Source organism: Pseudomonas sp. B392_1p (assembly GCF_052245235.1).
In the GTDB taxonomy this organism is placed as follows: Bacteria; Pseudomonadota; Gammaproteobacteria; order Pseudomonadales; family Pseudomonadaceae; genus Serpens; species Serpens gallinarum.
In genome coordinates this window covers 66845-85626 of the sequence record NZ_JBQPXM010000008.1, presented here as the reverse complement: position 1 = coordinate 85626, position 18782 = coordinate 66845, and the positions used below count along the sequence as shown (strand labels likewise).

At 64.1% G+C, this 18782-nt stretch carries 16 protein-coding genes; 10 read left to right on the top strand and 6 right to left on the bottom strand.

Features of this window, described 5'->3' with window-relative positions:
- The first annotated feature begins 130 nt into the window (after positions 1 to 130).
- From ACTV8E_RS12835 to nhaD, 5 genes are all read left to right on the top strand, one after another.
- Complete coding sequence (locus ACTV8E_RS12835; protein ID WP_443199733.1) at positions 131 to 1621, top strand: leucyl aminopeptidase; 1491 nt, start codon at positions 131 to 133, stop codon at positions 1619 to 1621.
- Positions 1622 to 1715: 94 nt separating this feature from the next.
- Positions 1716 to 2135, top strand: coding sequence for a DNA polymerase III subunit chi (locus ACTV8E_RS12830; protein WP_443199732.1), 420 nt, complete (start codon positions 1716 to 1718; stop codon positions 2133 to 2135).
- 16 nt (positions 2136 to 2151) lie between these two features.
- Positions 2152 to 2541 (top strand): DNA polymerase III subunit chi, encoded by a 390-nt coding sequence (locus ACTV8E_RS12825; RefSeq protein ID WP_443199731.1) that lies wholly within the window; start codon positions 2152 to 2154, stop codon positions 2539 to 2541.
- 222 nt (positions 2542 to 2763) lie between these two features.
- The gene (locus tag ACTV8E_RS12820; protein WP_443199730.1) at positions 2764 to 5598 is read left to right on the top strand and encodes a valine--tRNA ligase; all 2835 of its coding nucleotides are present in this window, start codon (positions 2764 to 2766) and stop codon (positions 5596 to 5598) included.
- Between the two features lie 211 nt (positions 5599 to 5809).
- Positions 5810 to 7192, top strand: coding sequence for a sodium:proton antiporter NhaD (nhaD, locus tag ACTV8E_RS12815; protein ID WP_251835347.1), 1383 nt, complete (start codon positions 5810 to 5812; stop codon positions 7190 to 7192).
- A gap of 134 nt (positions 7193 to 7326) precedes the next feature.
- Here nhaD and ACTV8E_RS12810 read toward each other — a convergent pair whose 3' ends face one another.
- Both ACTV8E_RS12810 and ACTV8E_RS12805 read right to left on the bottom strand, forming a co-directional pair.
- Complete coding sequence (locus tag ACTV8E_RS12810; RefSeq protein WP_443199729.1) at positions 7327 to 8655, bottom strand: DEAD/DEAH box helicase; 1329 nt, start codon at positions 8653 to 8655, stop codon at positions 7327 to 7329.
- Between the two features lie 202 nt (positions 8656 to 8857).
- Positions 8858 to 9334: a LabA-like NYN domain-containing protein gene (locus tag ACTV8E_RS12805; protein WP_273536578.1), complete on the bottom strand. Its 477-nt coding sequence runs from the start codon at positions 9332 to 9334 to the stop codon at positions 8858 to 8860.
- 108 nt (positions 9335 to 9442) lie between these two features.
- On the opposite strand from ACTV8E_RS12805, the gene ACTV8E_RS12800 reads away from it, so the two are divergent.
- Positions 9443 to 10105 carry a hypothetical protein gene (locus ACTV8E_RS12800; RefSeq protein WP_443199728.1) on the top strand — a complete coding sequence of 221 codons (663 nt, stop codon included), beginning with the start codon at positions 9443 to 9445 and terminating at the stop codon, positions 10103 to 10105.
- A 12-nt stretch (positions 10106 to 10117) separates the two neighbouring features.
- Here the strand turns inward: ACTV8E_RS12800 and ACTV8E_RS12795 are convergent, their stop codons facing one another.
- Both ACTV8E_RS12795 and hrpB read right to left on the bottom strand, forming a co-directional pair.
- Positions 10118 to 10942 carry an SDR family oxidoreductase gene (locus ACTV8E_RS12795; RefSeq protein WP_443199796.1) on the bottom strand — a complete coding sequence of 275 codons (825 nt, stop codon included), beginning with the start codon at positions 10940 to 10942 and terminating at the stop codon, positions 10118 to 10120.
- Positions 10943 to 11072: 130 nt separating this feature from the next.
- Complete coding sequence (hrpB, locus tag ACTV8E_RS12790) at positions 11073 to 13583, bottom strand: ATP-dependent helicase HrpB (RefSeq protein ID WP_443199727.1); 2511 nt, start codon at positions 13581 to 13583, stop codon at positions 11073 to 11075.
- Positions 13584 to 13751: 168 nt separating this feature from the next.
- Between hrpB and ACTV8E_RS12785 the strand changes: the two genes are divergently transcribed.
- The 4 genes from ACTV8E_RS12785 to ACTV8E_RS12770 all read left to right on the top strand — a co-directional run bounded on the left by ACTV8E_RS12785 (position 13752) and on the right by ACTV8E_RS12770 (position 16227).
- A complete protein-coding gene (locus tag ACTV8E_RS12785; protein WP_443199726.1) occupies positions 13752 to 14168 on the top strand; it encodes a polyribonucleotide nucleotidyltransferase in 417 nt (138 codons plus the stop codon).
- Positions 14169 to 14188: 20 nt separating this feature from the next.
- Positions 14189 to 15085, top strand: a complete 897-nt coding sequence (locus ACTV8E_RS12780) for a cation diffusion facilitator family transporter (RefSeq protein WP_443199725.1) — start codon at positions 14189 to 14191, stop codon at positions 15083 to 15085.
- Positions 15086 to 15430: 345 nt separating this feature from the next.
- Positions 15431 to 15910: an Lrp/AsnC family transcriptional regulator gene (locus ACTV8E_RS12775; protein WP_273536572.1), complete on the top strand. Its 480-nt coding sequence runs from the start codon at positions 15431 to 15433 to the stop codon at positions 15908 to 15910.
- A gap of 104 nt (positions 15911 to 16014) precedes the next feature.
- Positions 16015 to 16227: a DUF2788 domain-containing protein gene (locus ACTV8E_RS12770; RefSeq protein WP_251834813.1), complete on the top strand. Its 213-nt coding sequence runs from the start codon at positions 16015 to 16017 to the stop codon at positions 16225 to 16227.
- Between the two features lie 13 nt (positions 16228 to 16240).
- Here the strand turns inward: ACTV8E_RS12770 and ACTV8E_RS12765 are convergent, their stop codons facing one another.
- Both ACTV8E_RS12765 and ACTV8E_RS12760 read right to left on the bottom strand, forming a co-directional pair.
- Positions 16241 to 16816: a pseudouridine synthase gene (locus ACTV8E_RS12765; RefSeq protein WP_273537313.1), complete on the bottom strand. Its 576-nt coding sequence runs from the start codon at positions 16814 to 16816 to the stop codon at positions 16241 to 16243.
- 186 nt (positions 16817 to 17002) lie between these two features.
- The gene (locus tag ACTV8E_RS12760; RefSeq protein WP_443199724.1) at positions 17003 to 18556 is read right to left on the bottom strand and encodes a methyl-accepting chemotaxis protein; all 1554 of its coding nucleotides are present in this window, start codon (positions 18554 to 18556) and stop codon (positions 17003 to 17005) included.
- Positions 18557 to 18782: the final 226 nt, after the last annotated feature.

Here is an 18782-nt window from a genome sequence, read left to right as displayed (position 1 = left end):
CAGGGTTGTCAGGCTCGGGCGGCAACGCTCACACTAGCCGCTTTATGGCCAGCCCGCCGGCAGGCGGACCACTGAAAACAGCCGGCTATTATCCTGCAAAGCCGGTTCTTTGTCTTGGGGACACCACTGCATGGAATTCCTTGTCAAAAACGCCCGTCCGGAAACCTTGAAAACCGCCACCCTGGTGCTCACCATCGGCGAAGGGCGCCCACTGGGCGAACAGGCTCAGGCGGTCGATACCCTCACCGAAGGCGCCCTGAGCGCGGTACTCAAGCGCGGCGACATGAGCGGCAAGCTGGGCCAGACCCTGTTGCTGCAGGGGCTGCCCAACCTGAAGGCCGAACGTATCCTGCTGGTAGGCCGAGGCAAGGAAGACTCCCTCAGCCCGAAGCAGTTCCGCACGTTGCTCGGCGCCACCCTCGGCGCACTCAAGCAGCTCGGTGGCAACGATGCCACCCTGGCCCTGGATGATGTAACAGTCAAGGACCGTGACGCCTATGGGCGCGCGCGCCTGGCGGTGGAGTGCCTGGCCGATGGCGGTTATGTCTTCGACCGCTTCAAGAGCGAAAAAGCCAAGCCGGGCAAGCTGCAGAAAATCGCCCTGCTCACCGACAAAACGCGCCAGGCCGATATCGAACGTGCCGTCAGCCAGGGCCAGGCCATCGCCGCCGGCATGGCGCTGACCCGCGACCTGGGCAACCTGCCGCCGAACCTGTGCCATCCGATTCACCTCGCCGAACAAGCCAAGGCGCTGGCCAAGGAGCACAAGGGCCTCAAGGTCGAGGTGCTGGATGAAAAGCAGCTCAAGGAACTCGGCATGGGCGCGTTCCTCGCCGTGGCTCAGGGCAGCGACCAGCCGCCGCGCCTGATCGTCCTCAACTACCAGGGCGCTAAGAAGAGCGAGCAGCCCTACGCCCTGGTGGGCAAGGGCATCACCTTCGACACCGGCGGCATCAGCCTCAAGCCCGGCGCCGGCATGGATGAAATGAAATACGACATGTGCGGCGCCGCCAGCGTGCTCGGCACCTTCCGCGCCGTGCTGGAACTGCAACTGCCGATCAACCTGGTGGGCGTGCTGGCCTGCGCGGAAAACATGCCCAGCGGCGGTGCCACCCGTCCTGGCGACATCGTCACCACGATGAGCGGGCAGACCGTGGAAATCCTCAACACCGACGCCGAAGGCCGTCTGGTGCTGTGCGATGCACTGACCTACGTCGAGCGTTTCAAGCCGCGCGCCGTGATCGACATCGCCACCCTGACCGGCGCCTGCATCATCGCCCTGGGTCATCAGACCTCGGGCCTGCTGGGCAATGACGACGCGCTGATGCAGCAACTGTTGAGCGCTGGCGTCGCCGCCGACGACCGCGCCTGGCAACTGCCGCTGTTCGATGACTACCAGGAACAGCTGGACAGCCCGTTCGCCGATATCGCCAACATTGGCGGGCGTCCTGCCGGTACCATCACCGCCGCCTGCTTCCTGGCGCGCTTCACCAAGAAGCTGTCGTGGGCGCACCTGGATATCGCCGGCACCGCCTGGATCAGTGGCGGCAAGGACAAAGGCGCTACCGGTCGCCCGGTGCCCCTGCTGACCCAGTACCTGCTGGAGCGCAGCGGAGCCTGAATGCGCCACCTGGCCATTCAATAGTTGCGACCCTGGTGTCCGCCCCGCGCGGGCACCAGGGCCACGTCTCACCACTTCACTTACCGGAAACAGCATGCCCCGCATCGAGTTCTACGTGCTTCCCGACACCAGCCCTGAGCGCCGCCTGAGCGCCGCCTGCCAGCTGGCGCGCAAGGCGTGGCAAGCGGGACTGCCGGTATTCATGCGCTGCGCGGACGACGCGACCTGCGCCACGCTGGACGACCTGCTCTGGCACTTTCGCGATGCCAGCTTCGTGCCCCACGACCTGTACGACGACAATCCGCACGCGCCTGTCGTGATCGGCATCGACTCGCCGCCCGCCACCAACCAGGGTCTGCTGATCAACCTGCACCCGCAGCTGTCTGCCCATCTCGACCAGTTCAGCCGGGTCATCGAAATCGTCAACCAGGCCCCGGAACTGCTCACCCTGTGCCGCGACAACTTTCGCGAATACCGCCGGCGCGACTATTCTCCCCAACGTGTCGAACTCTGATCCCGCCGGAACGCCCATGGACCGCAAGCCGCCGCATCGCCCCGCGCCCCTTCTCGATGATCTGGAATCGATCCGCGACCTGCTCGATGATAAAAATACCGAGCCTCCGCTGCTGACCGATGTCCTGGATAGCGACACCATTCCCCTGCTCTCGGATGTTGTTGGACCGGCCAAGACGCCGCCCGCCGCCCCGCCTCGCACGGCCGATGCCCTACCCGGCAAAACCCCGGCCGCACCCACCTCGCCAAGGCCGCCCGCCGAACGCCGCGACAATGACGAACTGCGCGCCGCCGCCGACCTGGTGCTGCAGGAAGTGGTCCGCGAGTACATGCCCAAAATCGAATTCGAGTTCAAGCGGCGCCTCAAGGAGCGCATGGCGCACCTGATTCGTACACCCAAGCCCTGACAGCCGCAGCCCCCGGCATGAGCACATCAGCCAGTTTCGTAGGGTGGATGTCGCTTTTCACATCCACCACCCCCGCTCGGTGGACAATAAAAACGTTGTCCACCCTACAGACGCTCCACGCGCCCGGCTCCGCGCCTCGGCCCCCAGCCAATCCACTCAACAGCGCGGTTTGCCTTTATACTCCCCGGTTTTTCCCCGATCAGCCGTTAAGGGTCCCGCCGCATGGACAAGACCTACCAGCCGCACGCCATTGAATCCCGTTGGTACTCCGAATGGGAGGCCAAGAACTACTTCGCCCCGCAGGGTAGCGGCGAGTCCTACACCATTGCCCTGCCGCCGCCGAACGTGACGGGCAGCCTGCACATGGGCCACGGTTTCAACAACGCGATCATGGACGCGCTGATCCGTTTCCGCCGCATGCAGGGCCGCAACACCCTGTGGCAGCCGGGCACCGACCACGCGGGCATTGCCACGCAGATGGTGGTGGAGCGTCAACTGGCCGCGCAAAACCTCAGCCGCCACGATCTTGGCCGCGCCAAGTTCTTGGACAAGGTCTGGGAATGGAAGGAAGAATCCGGCGGCAACATCACTCGCCAGATCCGTCGCCTCGGTTCCTCCGTGGACTGGTCGCGCGAACGTTTCACCATGGACGAAGGTCTGTCCGAAGCGGTCAAGGAAGCCTTCGTGCGTCTGCACGAAGACGGCCTGATCTACCGCGGCAAGCGCCTGGTCAACTGGGACACCAAGCTGCACACGGCGATTTCCGACCTCGAAGTGGAAAACCACGACGAGAAGGGTCACCTGTGGAATATGCGCTACCCGCTGGCTGATGACGCCAAGACCGCCGACGGCCTGGACTACCTGGTCGTCGCCACCACCCGCCCGGAAACCATGCTGGGCGACGCCGCCGTCGCCGTGCACCCGGAAGATGAGCGCTACAGTGGCCTGATCGGTCGCCATGTGCTGCTGCCGCTGGTCAATCGCCTGATTCCCATCGTCGCCGACGAGTACGTCGACCGCGAGTTCGGCACCGGCTGCGTGAAGATCACCCCGGCCCACGACTTCAACGACTACGAAGTGGGCAAGCGCCACCGCCTGCCGCTGATCAACATCTTCGACAAGAATGCCGCCGTGCTGGCCCAGGCCCAGGTGTTCAACATCGACGGCAGCGTCAACGACCACGTCGACACCAGCCTGCCCGGCAGCTACGCCGGCATGGACCGCTTTGCCGCACGCAAGTCCATCGTCGCCGAATTCGAATCCATGGGCCTCCTGGAAAAGGTCGACGACCACGCGCTGAAAGTGCCCAAGGGCGACCGCTCCGGCACCGTCATCGAGCCCTGGCTGACCGACCAGTGGTACGTTTCCACCAAGCCGCTGGCCGAAAAAGCCATCAAGGTGGTGGAAAGCGGCGAAATCCAGTTCGTGCCCAAGCAGTACGAAAACATGTACTTCAGCTGGATGCGCGACATCCAGGACTGGTGCATCAGCCGCCAGCTGTGGTGGGGCCACCGCATCCCGGCCTGGTACGACGAAGCCGGCAACGTCTACGTCGGCCGCGACGAAGATGAAGTGCGCGCCAAGCACAACATTCGCAGCGACGAAGCGTTGCGTCAGGACGAAGACGTACTGGACACCTGGTTCAGCTCCGGCCTGTGGACCTTCTCCACCCTGGGCTGGCCGCAGCAGACCGACTTCCTGAAAACCTTCCACCCCACCGACGTGCTGGTCACCGGCTTCGACATCATCTTCTTCTGGGTTGCCCGGATGATCATGCTGTCCACCCACCTGATGGGTGAGATCCCCTTCAAGACCGTCTACGTCCATGGCCTGGTGCGCGATGGCCAGGGCCAGAAGATGTCCAAGTCCAAGGGCAACGTGCTCGACCCGCTGGACATCGTCGACGGCATCGACCTGGAAACCCTGGTACAGAAACGCACCAGCGGCATGATGCAGCCCAAGCTGGCGGAAAAGATCGCCAAGCAGACCCGCGCCGAGTTCCCCGACGGCATTGCCAGCTATGGCACCGACGCCCTGCGCTTCACCTTCTGCTCGCTGGCGTCCACCGGCCGCGACATCAAGTTCGACATGGGCCGCGTCGAAGGCTACCGCAACTTCTGCAACAAGCTGTGGAACGCCACCAACTTCGTGCTGGAAAACACCGACGGCAAGGACACCGGCGTCAACGAGGAGCCCGTTGACCTGTCGGCGGTGGATCGCTGGATCGTCTCCGCACTGCAGCGCACCGAATCCGAAGTCACCCGCCAACTGGACAACTTCCGCTTCGACCTGGCGGCCCAGGCGCTCTATGAGTTCGTCTGGGACGAGTACTGCGCCTGGTACCTGGAGCTGGTCAAGCCGGTGCTCTGGGACGAGAACGCCAGCATTGAACGCCAGCGCGGCACCCGTCGCACCCTGGTGCGCGTGCTGGAGGCCATCCTGCGCCTGGCCCACCCGTTCATGCCGTTCATCACCGAGGAAATCTGGCAGCGCATCAAGACGCTGGCCGGCACGTCCGGTGACACCATCATGCTGCAACCCTGGCCGGAAGCCGAAAGCGCCAAGGTCGATGCCGCCGCCGAGGCCGACATCGACTGGGTGAAGACACTGATGCTCGGCGTGCGGCAGATCCGTGGCGAGATGAACATCTCCATGGCCAAGCGCATCGACGTGATCCTCGCCAACGCCAACGCCGATGACCTGCGCCGCCTGGCCGACTTCGAACCGCTACTGGCCAAGCTGGCCAAGTTCGAATCGATCCGCGTGCTGGACGCCGGTGCCGTCGCGCCGCTGGCCGCCACCGCGCTGGTCGGCGACATGCAGGTGCTGGTGCCGATGGCCGGGCTGATCGACAAGGACGCCGAACTGGCCCGCCTGGACAAGGAAATTGGCCGCCTGGAGGGCGAGGTCAAGCGCGTCGGCGGCAAGCTGTCCAATGCCAGCTTCGTCGACAAGGCCCCGGCTGAGGTGATCGAGAAAGAACGCGCCAAGCTCGCCGAAGCCGAACAGGCGCTGGCCAAGCTGGCCGAACAGCGCGGACGTATCGCCAGCCTCTGATCTGCACCGGGCCGGATCGTGCAACGCGATCCGGCCCGCTCTGGCAGCAATCTTGACCCGCGACAATCCCCCACCCTCTTTGGCAGTAGACAATCTATACGTAAGGTGAATGGCACCCTGCTATCATGCCGTCCGCTTGCGGATCCAGCCAGGCCACGCCCTCGCTCGTGCCATTCCCTAGCAGCTTCCTCATCTTTGGAGAGTCATGTCCATGTACGTCCTGATGGCGGCCATCTTCGTAGTTGGCTATTTGTGCATCGCGCTCGAACACCCCTTGAAGCTCGATAAAGCTGCTTCTGCGATTCTCACCGCAGCGCTCACCTGGGCCGTGCTCGTACTGGGAGCCGATCAGTTGCTCCCGCTGTTGGAACCGGGCACTAATGATCCGGCAAATTCTGCCGCTGTGGTGGTCAGCGAGCTGCGCCATCACTTGGGTGAAATCTCTGAGATCCTGTTCTTCCTGATGGGCGCGATGACCATCGTGGAACTGATCGATGCCCATGGCGGCTTTAAGGTGATCACCGACCGCATTCACACCCGCAAACGGGTTTCCCTGCTGTGGATCGTCGGCCTGCTGACCTTCTTCCTCTCCGCTGTGCTGGACAACCTGACCACAACCATCGTGATGGTCTCGTTGCTGCGCAAACTGATACGCGGCCGTCCCGAGCGCTGGCTGTACGTCGGCATCGTGGTAATCGCCGCCAACGCCGGCGGCGCTTGGTCGCCGATCGGTGACGTGACCACCACCATGCTGTGGATCGGCGGCCAGATTACCGCCACCGGAGTGATCACCCAGCTGTTCGTCCCCAGCCTGGTGTGCCTGCTGGTCCCCTTGACGATCCTCAGTTTCCGCTTACGTGGTGAAGCACCGCGCCCGCGCACCCAAACGCACCTGGGGGAGCGCATACCGCCCACCACCACGGCATTCGAGCGCAATATGGTGCTGGCCATGGGGATTGGTGCCCTGCTGTTCGTGCCGATATTCAAGACCGTAACCGGCCTGCCGCCGTACATGGGCATCCTGTTCGGCCTGGGCGTGATGTGGGTCGTCACCGAACTCCTGCACAGTGACAAGAAGCCCGAGTTCAAGCATCCGCTGTCAGTGGTCGGGGTTCTGCACCGCATCGACATGTCCAGCATCCTGTTCTTCCTGGGCATCCTGCTGGCAGTGTCCGCCCTGGCCACCGCTGGGCACCTGACTCAGGTCGCCAGCCTGTTGCGTGACAGCCTGGGCAACATCTTTGCCATCAACTACGCCATCGGCCTGCTGTCCGCCGTGGTGGACAACGTGCCACTGGTGGCTGGCGCCATGAAGATGTACCCGCTGTTCAGTGATGGCATGCTCGCCGCCACGGCCGCTGAAGAAGCGGGCTGGGCGAGCCAGTTCGTCACCGACGGTCGGTTCTGGGAGTTCCTCGCCTACTGCGCCGGAACGGGCGGTAGTGCCCTGATCATTGGCTCGGCGGCCGGCGTTGCCGCGATGGGCATGGAGAAAATCGGTTTCTTTTGGTACGTCAAGCGTGTCAGCCTGCTCGCCTTCACCGGCTACAGCGCCGGTGCGCTGACTTATATCCTGATGCAGTCGCTGGGCTAAGCGCCACCCACTCGCTGAACTCGGATAAAAAACGGCCGCCATCCTTCGGGATAGCGGCCGTTTTCGTGGCGCGTCAATAGAAGCGGGGCTGGGATATTTACCGGGACCGGTCAGGCCTAAGCGTTCCCGATCTCTCAACGCTTCTTTTTGCCCGCTGCGCCACCGCTCAGGCTCGGCACCTTGCGGATCGGCGTGGCGTTGGGCTTCTCGCTGGCATCGAACCAGTTGCCCAAGTGGATCTTGCCCTTGCCAGGGACATCCTTGGGCTTTTTCGGCTTCTTCGGTTTTTTCACTACCTGACCGCCCAGGGTGGTCTGCGGCACGCGGTGGTCGGGGATGAAATCCGGCTCGTCATGACGCACCAGCACCTGGCCGATCAGCGTTTCAATCGCCGCCAGCTGATCAACTTCATCGGCAGCTACCAGCGAGATCGCCTCGCCCGTGGCGCCGGCCCGGCCGGTACGGCCGATACGGTGCACGTAATCCTCGGCGACGATGGGCAGGTCGAAATTGACCACCTGCGGCAGGTCGTGAATATCCAGCCCGCGCGCGGCCACATCGGTGGCCACCAGCACCTGCATCTCACCCGCTTTAAAACGCTCCAGGGCGCGCAGGCGCGACGGTTGCGGCTTGTCGCCGTGGATGGCATCGGCGGCAATGCCGGCGGCCTGCAGCTCCTCGACCAGTTGATCGACGCCCTTGCGGGTCTTGGCGAACACCAGCACCTGGCCCCAGCGTTTCTCGGCCAGCAGGTGCAAAAACAGCTCACCCTTGCGCTTCTTGTCCACCGGGATCAGCCACTGCTTGACGCTCTTGGCCGCGGCATTGCGTGGGCTGACCTCGATGGACAGCGGGTCGCGCAGCAGCTCCTTGGCCATCTGGCGGATCGCGTCGGAAAAAGTCGCGGAGAACAGCAGCGTCTGACGCTTCTTCGGCAGGGCAGCAAACAGCTCGTCCAGCTCCTGGGAAAAACCCAGGTCAAGCATGCGGTCAGCCTCGTCGAGCACCAGTACCTGCAGCTGGTTGAATTTCACTGCGTTCTGCCGGTACAGGTCCAGCAGCCGGCCCGGTGTGGCGACCAGCACATCGATGCCTTTGCGCAGCGCCATCATCTGCGGGTTAATGCTGACCCCGCCGTACACCGCGTAGCTGCGCAGCGGCAGGTCCTGGCCATAAGTCTGGATGCTTTGCTGCACCTGCTCGGCCAGCTCGCGGGTCGGCGTGAGTACCAGCGCGCGCACCGCATTGCTCGTCACCCGTGGGCCTTCCATCGTCAGGCGCTGCAACAACGGCAGCGCGAAGGCCGCGGTCTTGCCAGTACCGGTCTGCGCGGCGGCCAGCAGGTCACGCCCCTTGAGCACGGCAGGAATCGCCTCTTTCTGCACCGGCGTGGGCGTGCGGTAATCGAGGGCGTCCAGGGTCCGCAACAGCGGATCGATCAGGCCGAGGGTGGCGAAGGTCATGGGCAGGGTAACCGGCGGGAAAAACGGGGCGACAGTTTAGCCGAAAGCGCCCAGACACAATGCATTCGCGAACAGCCCGCAAGGGTCAATCCGTCGGAGTAGGGCGAATCGAACAGGTAGGGTGGACGACGTTTTTCTTGTCCACCGAGCAGGGCCATGGTGGAAAACGGCATCCACCCTACAAAGCTATGCAGCCAGCGTGTCAGCCCCGCAGCAACAGCTCGCCGTCGATCGGCACAAAGCGCGTGGCGGCGCGAACCAACGACTGCGCGGTAAGGGCCGGCACGCCATAGACACTGGCCTCGACGCCAAAATCGCGCACCCGATCGAGTAGCAGGTCGAAATCGCCATCGCCCGACGCCAGCACGATCTCCTCCACGCGGTTGGCGGCGTCGAGCACATCAATGGTAATCCCCACGTCCCAGTCGCCTTTGGCCGAGCCGTCGCTGCGCTGGATAAACGGTTTGAGCTTCACGGTAAAGCCCAGATTGCGCAGGATCTGCTGGAACTGTTGCTGCTTGGCATCGCCACGCTCAATGGCGTAGGCGTAGGCTTCGACGACCTCGCCCCGCGTGCGCAGTTGTTGCATGAGCACGCTGTAGTTGAAGTGGCAGCCATAGGCCTGACGCACGGTGTAATAGAGATTCTGGACATCGACGAATACCGCGATTTTCTTCACATCGGCCTCCCAAGGCTGGCATGGGGATTATGCGTCATTGCCAGGCATTTGGAGCGGCCCATCGGCCTGGGCTACAGTACCGCCCTCGTTTTCTGGTCCCGAATCAACATGAACCCGCTTTCGATCCTGCGTGACGCCTGGTATTTCTTCAGCCGTCATCTGGGCACCATTGCCCTGCTCTGCCTGCCCCTGATCATCCTGGAAACCCTGACCCAACTGCTGCTGGCCGAGCATTACAGCGCACAATTGCAGGGCGCTGGAGACCTGATCAGCGGCCTGCTGTTCTACCCGCTCTACAGCGCCGCGCTGATTCTCTACCTCGATACGCGCACCCGGGGACTGGCGCCCGGTTTGCCGGCACTCTGGAACATGGCCCTGCGCCTGTGGCCAACGCTGGCGTTGCTCACAGCGCTGAGCAGCCTGCTGATCATGCTCGGCGTGTCGTTGTTCGTGCTGCCCGGCGTGTGGCTGATGGTCAAACTGGCGTTCGCGGAATACCTCTTGGTGCTGCGTGGCCTGCGACCCCTGGCCGCCTTGCGGGAAAGCCTGCGCCTGACCACGGGACAGTTCTGGCCCATTCTGCTGCTGCAGTTGTGCATCCTCATTCCGGTATGGAGCCTGGAGGCCTGGCTGTTCGGCAGGCTTGGCGAATCTTCCGGCGCGCCACAGGTGCTGCTCGGCTGCGTCACCGGCCTGGGCCAGTTGTTTGCCGGCGTGGTGATGTTTCGCTGCTTCATGGTCTGCAGCGAAACGGTGAACAGCGCGGACTGACGAGGGCCGGACTCAGCGCAAACGACTCGGTTCCGGCAATACCAATCGCTCAAACAGCCGGGGAAACCAGCGCGCCAGCAGCTGGCCGCGCCAGCCCACATTGGACAGCACCAGCAGGCTCCGACGTTTCAGTGCTGCCCGGTAGATCGCTTCGGCCACATCCTGGGCCGAGGCCACCTTGCCGATACTCAATGCTGGTTGCGCCTGGACCGCGCCGTCGCCTTCCAAGGCATTGCGGTGCATGTCGGTGGCGGTGAAACCCGGGCAGACCAGCATGACATTGACCCCGGAGCCTTCCAGCTCGTGGCGCAAGGTGTCGAACAAACCGTGCAGGGCATGCTTGCTGGCGTTATAGGCGGCTCGGTAGTGCAGCGGCACGAAGCCGGACAGTGAGCTCAAGACGATGATCTGCCCGCGCCGCGCCAGCAGGCTGGGCAACGCCGCCTGGGTGCAGTACAGCGCGCCGAAATAGTTAACGGCCATGACGCGCTCGAACACCTCGCGCGGCGTGTCGGCAAACCGGCTGCGCTGGGTGATACCGGCGTTGTTGATCAGCACATCGATGCCGCCGCAGCGCTCCAGCACCTGGGCCATCACCCGCTCCACCGCGCCGGCATCGGCGACATCGCAGTGCAGCCCCACCGCATCGCAGTTGTGGTGATCGCGCAAGTACTGGAGCAGCGCCTCCAGCCCTTCGCTGTCGATATCCACAATCACCAGCCGCGCACCCGCCTGAGCAAAACGCAGCACCAGCGCCCGGCCGATGCCCGAACAACCCCCGGTAATCAGCACCACCTTGCGCTCGAAAACCTTGCTGGCAAACACCTTGCGGTACATGCGCGCCACCTCGGCTATTGGCTTGCCAGCAGCATAGACAAGGCATTGGTAGGTGACACGAAGCATGGTAGGCGCGCCGATCTGGGCGTGTCCGGGCAAAAGGTTCGGCCCGAGGTAGGGACTTCAGCCCCTACCGCCGCGGCTTGGCCCGCGTCGTGGGTTCGGCGATCAGGGGATCGTCGGGCCAATAATGCTTGGGATAACGCCCCTTGAGGTCTTTCTTCACCTCGACATAGGTGTTGGCCCAAAAGCTCGCCAGATCCTGGGTGACCTGCACCGGGCGGCGCGCCGGCGACAACAGGTGCAGCTTGAGGCCGAGCCGGCCCCCGGCGATACGCGGCGTGGCGGCCAGGCCGAACAGCTCTTGCAGCCGCACCGCCAGCACCGGCGGCGACTCGCTGTAGTCGATACGGATCTGCGAGCCGGAGGGCACCGTCAGCGATTTGGGCGCCAGTTCGTCGAGGCGCTGCGGCAGCGGCCAGGGCAGCAGATTGTGCAAGATCGATGACAGATCGAGGTTGGCGAAATGGCTGAGGCGGCTGACCTTGCCCAGATATGGCCCCAGCCAGTCCGCCAGGCTTGCCAGCAGCGCCGCATCGGACACATCCGGCCACGGGTTTTCCCCTCCTTGATCAAGGTCCAGGCCGCGCAACAGCATCACCCGCGCCTGCCACTGGCGCAGCTCAGGCGTCCAGGGCAACAGCTCCAGCCCCTTGCGGCGCACCAGCTCGACCAGGGCACTCACCCGCGCGGCCTCATCCAGACCGCTCAACGGTTCGCGACTGAGCACCAGCTCGCCGATCCGTCGCTGGCGCTCGGCGCGCAGCACCCCTTCACGTTCGTCCCAGTCGAGCACGTTCTGATCGCTCACCAGCTCGCCAAGCACCGATTCAAACAACGTCGGATCAAGCTCGGCGGCCAAGTAGATGCGTTCTTCGCGCTGGCCCTGACGACTGCCCAGGTCGGCGATCACTAGCCACTCGTGCTTCATCAGCGCATCCGGCTCGCCGAACTGCGCGGCGCGGCCGTTGGCCAGGCGGTAATCACCGCCCCCGGCGCGGCGCTGATGGGCGACGCGATCCGGGTAGGCAAAGGCCAGCAGCGCGCCGGGCCAGCGCGGATGCTCGGGGTTGGCCACGGCTTCGCCGGGCGTGCCGCGCAGCTGTTGCCGGTATTGGCGGGCCAACTGACGAATGCGCTGCAACCCGCCGCGACTGCCGCCGCGCACTTCGCCGCTCAACAGCGCCAGGCGGCTGTGCAGATCGGCGCCGGCGCCGCGAACGATGTCCCGCTCGCCCAGCAGCGCGGCCAGCTGGCAGGCCAGCTCCGTCAACCCCAATTCGTGACCACGTAATAACAGATGGGCAATACGCGGGTGCGCCGGCAGTTCGGCCAGCGCCTGGCCATGACTGCTCAGGCTGCCGTTGACCTGGAAGGCGCCGAGGCGCGCCAGCAGTTCGCGGGCCTGGGCATACGCGGCGCCGGGTGGGGCATCCAGCCAGCTCAACTCCTGTGGCGCAACGCCCCAGCGCGCCAGTTGCAGGGCCAGACCGGCCAGATCGGCCTGGAGCATTTCCGGGCTGTCATGGGCGCTCAGCTGCTCATGCTGGGTTTCGCTCCACAACCGGTAGCACACGCCCGGCTCCAGACGTCCGGCGCGTCCGGCGCGCTGGGTGGCGCTGGCCCGCGAGATGCGCTGGGTCGCCAGGCGGGTCATGCCGGTGCCCGGATCAAAGCGCGGCACCCGCGCCAGCCCGGCGTCGATCACCACGCGCACGCCGTCGATGGTCAGGCTGGTTTCGGCAATATTGGTGGCCAGCACGACTTTGCGCTTGCCGGCCGGCGCCGGTTCGATGGCGGCGCGCTGGGCGCTCAATTCGAGTTCGCCATGCAGCGGACAGAGCAACACGTCCGGGTAACCCGCCAGGCTGTCGGCCAACTGCTCGGCGACTCGGCGAATTTCCGCCTGGCCCGGCAGAAACACCAACAGGCTGCCGCTTTCTTCATCCACCGCCTGCAACACGGTGGACACCACCCGCGGCTCGATGAATTCGCCAGGCTGGGTTGCGCGACTCCAGCGCATTGCCACCGGGAACATGCGCCCTTCGCTGCGCACGATGGGCGCGTCGTCAAGCAGTCTGGCCAGGCGTTCGCCTTCCAGGGTCGCGGACATCACCAGGATTTTCAGCGGCGTGTCGCGCAGCAGCGCGCGGCCGTTCAGGCACAGCGCCAGGGCCAGGTCGGCATCCAGGCTGCGTTCGTGAAATTCATCGAAGATCACCAGGCCAACGCCTTCCAGCGCCGGATCGCTCTGCAGCCGGCGAGTGAGAATCCCTTCGGTGACCACCTCGATCCGCGTGCGCGGCCCGACCTTGCTGTCCAGGCGAATGCGATAGCCCACCGTCTCGCCAACCGCTTCGCCCAGTTCGCTGGCCAGCCGCTCGGCGGCGGCACGGGCAGCCAACCGGCGCGGCTCGAGCATCAGGATGCTCTGCCCTGCCAGCCAGGGTTCATCGAGCAAGGCCAGTGGCACGCGTGTGGTCTTGCCGGCGCCGGGCGGCGCTTCCAGTACCGTTTCGTCTCGGGTGGCCAGCGCGGCGCGCAGGTTAGGCAATACGGCATCGATGGGTAACGACTGCATGGATCAGGGCTCGTGTTCGGGGCGGCGATTATAAAGGAGACGGCGCGAGCCAACCCTGTGCACAACCTTCCTTGCTCCGCGCCGGTCTATTACTGGCGGATCTTGACCGCATCCCGATATTGTTGCGCCGCTTGCGATAGAGTGGCGCCACTTCGCCCTGGAGGTTCCATGCGTATTCCCTCTCGCCTGTTATGCGGTGCCCTGGCCGGTGCCCTGTTCACCCAGCTCACAGCCTGCGGCACGCTGTTTTATCCGGAGCGGCGCGGGCAGATCGATGGCAAGATCGATCCGGCGATCTTCCTTCTGGATGCCGTCGGCATTCTGTTCTATGTGTTGCCGGGGCTGATCGCCCTGGGTGTCGACTTCGCCACCGGCGCCATTTACCTCCCGGACGGCACCTACTCCCTGGCACCGCAGTCCCTGCAGGACACCCTTGATGCCGATGGCCAGGTGGACAAAGCCAAACTGCGCGCGCTGATACTCGAGGCTACCGGTCATGATCTGCCCTTGGACCATCCGCGGCTGATCGAATCGCGCGGCGGCCCGGAACAGCTGGCCGCCTACGGCCTGTCTCCGGCGGCGTAAGGTTAGGAGCTCGCGCTGCCATGGCCGTACGTGACGATCATGCCCGGCTGATGCGCCTGGCCACCCGCGCCGCGCTGGCGACCGCCCTGTTCCTGGCGGCGGCCAAGGCGCTGGCCTGGTGGCAGAGTGGCTCGGTCAGCTTGCTGGCGGGGCTGACCGACTCGCTGCTGGATGGCGCCGCCTCGCTGCTCAATCTGTTGGCCGTGCAGTACGCGTTGCGACCCGCTGATGATGACCACCGCTACGGTCACGGGAAGGCCGAAGCCCTGGCCGGTCTCGGCCAGGCGCTGTTCATTGGCGCCAGCGCGCTGCTGGTGGGCGGCCAGGCGATCGACCGGTTGCTGCATCCCCAGCCACTGGAACACACCCACCTGGGCATCGCGGTCATTGTCCTGTCACTGGTACTGACCGGCGTGCTGCTGCGTTTTCAGCGGCGCGTGGTACGCATCACCGGCTCAACCGCCATCCAGGCCGACTCGCTGCACTACCGTTCCGACCTGCTGCTCAATACCAGTATCCTGCTCGCCCTGATACTCGCCGCCGTAGGCTGGCAGCGCGCCGATGCGCTGTTTGGTGTCGGTATAGCCTTGTACATCCTGTGGAGCGCCTACAGCATCGTTCGCGAAGCCGCCTCCGTGCTGATGGACGAAGAGCTGCCGCCGACTATCAGCGAACATATGCATGCCTTGGCGTGCGCCGTGCCCGGCGTCCTTGGTGCCCACGACCTGCGCACCCGGGTGTCCGGCACCCACTGGTTCGTCCAGCTGCATCTGGAGCTGCCCGGCGACCTGCCCCTGTCCCGCGCCCACGACTTATGCGTCGCAGTAGAACAAGCCATCCACAGCCAGTACCCGCGTGCCGAAGTGCTGGTGCATGCCGACCCGGAGGAAGTGGGTCAAGAGTCGGCACAAGTCTAGCGCCGTTAAATCACAGCCTCTAAAACCCAAAAAGGGAGGCCGGAATGACTCCGGCCTCCCTTTTTGGGAATCCTGGTCCGCTTCGGGCGTGGGTAACGCCGCTCGTTCCGCTCACCTGGTTGGGCGATGCGCACCCGGCTGCCACATCTAATCCGGTAAGGATCGGTGGCTACGGCGCGCCTGATTGGGCACGCTGCTGGACGGTCCGGGCTTTGAATGTGAGAACAAGCTTACGCCCTCGGCCGCACAAAGTGATTGCAAACCTTGCGCGACAAACGGTCTATTGCGCAATATTTGTTGAATATCACACCATTTCGAGCAATTTGCCCCAAGGACCGACCCATCATGAGTACCCTCGACCGCTACGACCTGCGCATCCTCGCCGAACTGCAACGCGACGCGCGCATCTCCAACCAGGAACTGGCCGAACGCATCGGCCTGTCCCCCTCGCCCTGCTCGCGACGCGTCAAGCAATTGGAAGACGACGGCTACATCCTGCGCCAGGTTGCCCTGCTGGACCGCAAGAAGCTCGGCCTGTCCCTCACCGCTCATGTACTGATCGGCATGGATCGGCACACGCCGGAACGTTTCGATCATTTCAAGGAGGTCATCCGCCAGTGCCCGGAGGTGCTCGAATGCAGCCTCGTGACCGGCATGGATGCCGACTACCAACTCAAGGTAGTGATACCGGACATGGACCACTATCAGAAATTCCTGCTCGGCACGCTGACACGTATTGAAGGGGTGACCAGCGTGCGCTCCAGTTTTGTTCTCGAGCAGGTGGTGAGCAGCACCGAGATGCCGCTCAACCATTTGCGCGGCTGAATGCCCAAGCCCATGGTGGCGGGCAGAGGGGCTGCCTGCCCCGGCGCTGAACAAGAGGCGTATAATCCGCGCCGTCCCGATCCTATTCCCTATACGAGGTCCCCATGGAAACCGAACAGTTCGAAGCCCTGATGATGTACGTCCTGGTTGGCGGGCTGATTCTGTTCATGTTCTTCATCATCTGGGACTTGGCCAAGACTTCCAAAGCCGGCCGCCTGGGCACCGCCATCCTGTTCCTGGGACTGGGCCTGTGCCTGTTCGCCTTTCTGGCCAAGCCGATGATCAGCTACGTTCTCGAGTTGATGCTGGAGACCTGACAGACCGCTGCTTTCAGTTGCGACTCAGCTGCGCCGGCACTTCTCGCCACTCGCCGGGCTGCAAGCCCTCCAGTTCCCAAGGGCCGATGCGTACCCGCACCAGGCGTAGCGTCGGCAAGCCCACGGCGGCGGTCATGCGCCGTACCTGACGGTTGCGCCCTTCGCGAATCACCAGCTCCAGCCAGGCGGTGGGAATGCTCTGGCGAAAACGCACCGGCGGATGGCGCTCCCACAAATGCGGCGTCTCGATCTGCCGCGCTTCAGCCGGCAGAGTCGGCCCATCGTTCAATGTCACACCGTCGCGCAGACGCTGCAGCTGCTCCTCGCTCGGCTCGCCTTCCACTTGCACCCAGTAGGTTTTCGCCAGCTTGTGTTTCGGGTCGGCGATGCGCGCCTGCAGGCGTCCATCGTTGGTCAGCAGCAACAGGCCCTCACTGTCACGATCCAGTCGCCCCGCCGGATAGACACCCGGCACCGGCACGAAGTCCTTGAGTGTGGCGCGGCCTTGATCGTCGTTGAACTGGGTCAGCACGTCGAATGGCTTGTTGAGCAGGATCAATCGCGGCTCAGCTGGCGGCGCCTTGGCCACCCGGCGTGGTGCGGGCTTGGCGGGACGACGGGAAGCAGCGGGACGTGAGGGGCGCGACATGACGGGATCTGTGGCTACGAGCGGGGGGGCGCAGTGTACCCCATCAGGTCTTCAAGACGCCTAGACTGCGAGCGCCACCACCGTTTTGCATGGCCAGAAAACTCTGGCCACGCATCGGAACGTCATCTATCGATTAAAGCGTTCCACCAACGCATGCATGGCGCGCGCGGTGTCGGCCAGCTCGTGCCCGGCCTGGGCGGATTCCACCGCCAGCGCTGCGTTGTTTTCGGCGGATTGAGCGATGGTGCCGATCTGCCGCGCCACCTCCTCCACGACACGCGTTTGCTCTTCAGTCGCGGTCGCCATCTGCAAACCCATGTCGCGGAGACTGCCCATCGCCTGACGAATGTCGTGCAGCGCCCGCTGTGCGGCAACTACCTGGGTCAGCCCCGCGTCAGCTTCCGTGCGACCGCTGCGGGCAATGGCCACCGCCTCACCGGCACCGGTATGCAAGATTTTCAAAACGGACTGTATCGCCTCGGTGGCCTCGCGCGTACGCAAGGCCAGCTCCCGTACTTCACCAGCCACCACCGCAAAGCCGCGGCCCTGATCGCCGGCTCGCGCCGCTTCGATGGCAGCATTAAGCGCCAAGAGGTTGGTCTGTTCAGAAATACTGCGGATCATTGTCGCGGCCTGGTCAATGGACTGGGTTTCCCGAGCCAGGCGCTCGACCGTATCGCTGATGCCCGCCACACGCTGCGCCAGCCGATCAATCAATCCATGGGTCTTCTCCGCCTCCTCCGCGCCTTGCTCGGCCAGCGTATTGACGCGGCCGACATCGTTTGCCGAACGCTGCACCATGGCCGACACCTCGCCGATCGACGCAGACATTTCCTGCATGGCGACCGCCGCCTGATGCGCTTCGCTGCGCTGGACCTGCAGACAGGCCTCGGTCTCGCGGGTCAAACCACCACTGCGCTCGGCCAGCCCAGCGGCCTGGTCGGCATAATCGTCGAGACGGCTGAGCAAGGTCCGCTGACGCGCTTGTTCGCTGATCAGCGCCATCTGCATCTGCGCCGGTCGGCCGTGCATCGTGCTGAAGACCCGAGCCGCCAGTTCGCTGTCGAACGCACCCTGCATGCTGGCCTGCAGTTGATCGAGCAGGCGCGCCTGACGGGAGGCTTGCCAGCCATGCAGCAAAAACAGCAGGGTCAAGGCCACGCCCATCCCCAGGGCCGGCCCGCCCAGTTGCCAGGCCAACAAGGCCGGCACACAGGCCAGTAACGGCGCGAGCATGGGTTTCCAGCGGCGTTGCGATCTGACTTGAGCGCCCCCGCCCTGCATGCTGGCATACAGTGCGATGGCCCGACGCACCTGCTCGGCTTCCGGCTTGACCCGCACCGATTCATAGCCGACGACACGCCCCTCCTCGAGCATGGGCGTTACATAAGCGCTCACCCAGTAGAAATCACCATTGCGGCAGCGATTCTTGATGATGCCCATCCACGGCCGACCATCCTTGAGATAGCTCCACATGTGGGCGAACACCGCTTCCGGCATGTCTGGGTGGCGAACGATATTATGCGGACTGCCCAACAGTTCCGTGCGGGAAAAACCGCTGACACGGACGAATTCGTCGTTGCAGTAATGGAGGGTGCCTTGGGTATCAGTGGCTGAAATTAGCCGTTGATCGGCCGGAAAGCTGCATTCACGGTCCGTGATGGGAGTGTTCAGCCGCATGGCCATTCCTTATTTTTATTATTATGCGTGATAGTGGCCCAGGGCTATCACGCATTCAATCGGCAAAAGCCGACCCGGAGATGTTCTTCACCTAAAGTCGAGTGCACCAAACTCAGCGGCAACCCGATTCGACCGACACCCAGGTCCGGCCGCAAGGCGGAGCGAGCGCCGAACCCGCGCACTCGCTCCGCCAACTCTTCTGCCGGGTCTACTCCTGGCCTTGTGG

Bases quoted from the DNA above. Each gene is read 5' to 3' on its own strand.
- ACTV8E_RS12795 (WP_443199796.1), bottom strand. From the start codon at position 10,942: ATGTACCGCAAGGTGTTTGCCAGCAAGGTTTTCGAGCGCAAGGTGGTG.
- ACTV8E_RS12775 (WP_273536572.1), top strand. From the start codon at position 15,431: ATGAGTACCCTCGACCGCTACGACCTGCGCATCCTCGCCGAACTGCAA.
- ACTV8E_RS12825 (WP_443199731.1), top strand. From the start codon at position 2,152: ATGGACCGCAAGCCGCCGCATCGCCCCGCGCCCCTTCTCGATGATCTG.
- ACTV8E_RS12770 (WP_251834813.1), top strand. From the start codon at position 16,015: ATGGAAACCGAACAGTTCGAAGCCCTGATGATGTACGTCCTGGTTGGC.
- ACTV8E_RS12760 (WP_443199724.1), bottom strand. From the start codon at position 18,556: ATGCGGCTGAACACTCCCATCACGGACCGTGAATGCAGCTTTCCGGCC.
- ACTV8E_RS12830 (WP_443199732.1), top strand. From the start codon at position 1,716: ATGCCCCGCATCGAGTTCTACGTGCTTCCCGACACCAGCCCTGAGCGC.
- nhaD (WP_251835347.1), top strand. From the start codon at position 5,810: ATGTACGTCCTGATGGCGGCCATCTTCGTAGTTGGCTATTTGTGCATC.
- ACTV8E_RS12820 (WP_443199730.1), top strand. From the start codon at position 2,764: ATGGACAAGACCTACCAGCCGCACGCCATTGAATCCCGTTGGTACTCC.
- ACTV8E_RS12780 (WP_443199725.1), top strand. From the start codon at position 14,189: ATGGCCGTACGTGACGATCATGCCCGGCTGATGCGCCTGGCCACCCGC.
- ACTV8E_RS12800 (WP_443199728.1), top strand. From the start codon at position 9,443: ATGAACCCGCTTTCGATCCTGCGTGACGCCTGGTATTTCTTCAGCCGT.
- ACTV8E_RS12785 (WP_443199726.1), top strand. From the start codon at position 13,752: ATGCGTATTCCCTCTCGCCTGTTATGCGGTGCCCTGGCCGGTGCCCTG.
- ACTV8E_RS12835 (WP_443199733.1), top strand. From the start codon at position 131: ATGGAATTCCTTGTCAAAAACGCCCGTCCGGAAACCTTGAAAACCGCC.
- ACTV8E_RS12810 (WP_443199729.1), bottom strand. From the start codon at position 8,655: ATGACCTTCGCCACCCTCGGCCTGATCGATCCGCTGTTGCGGACCCTG.
- hrpB (WP_443199727.1), bottom strand. From the start codon at position 13,583: ATGCAGTCGTTACCCATCGATGCCGTATTGCCTAACCTGCGCGCCGCG.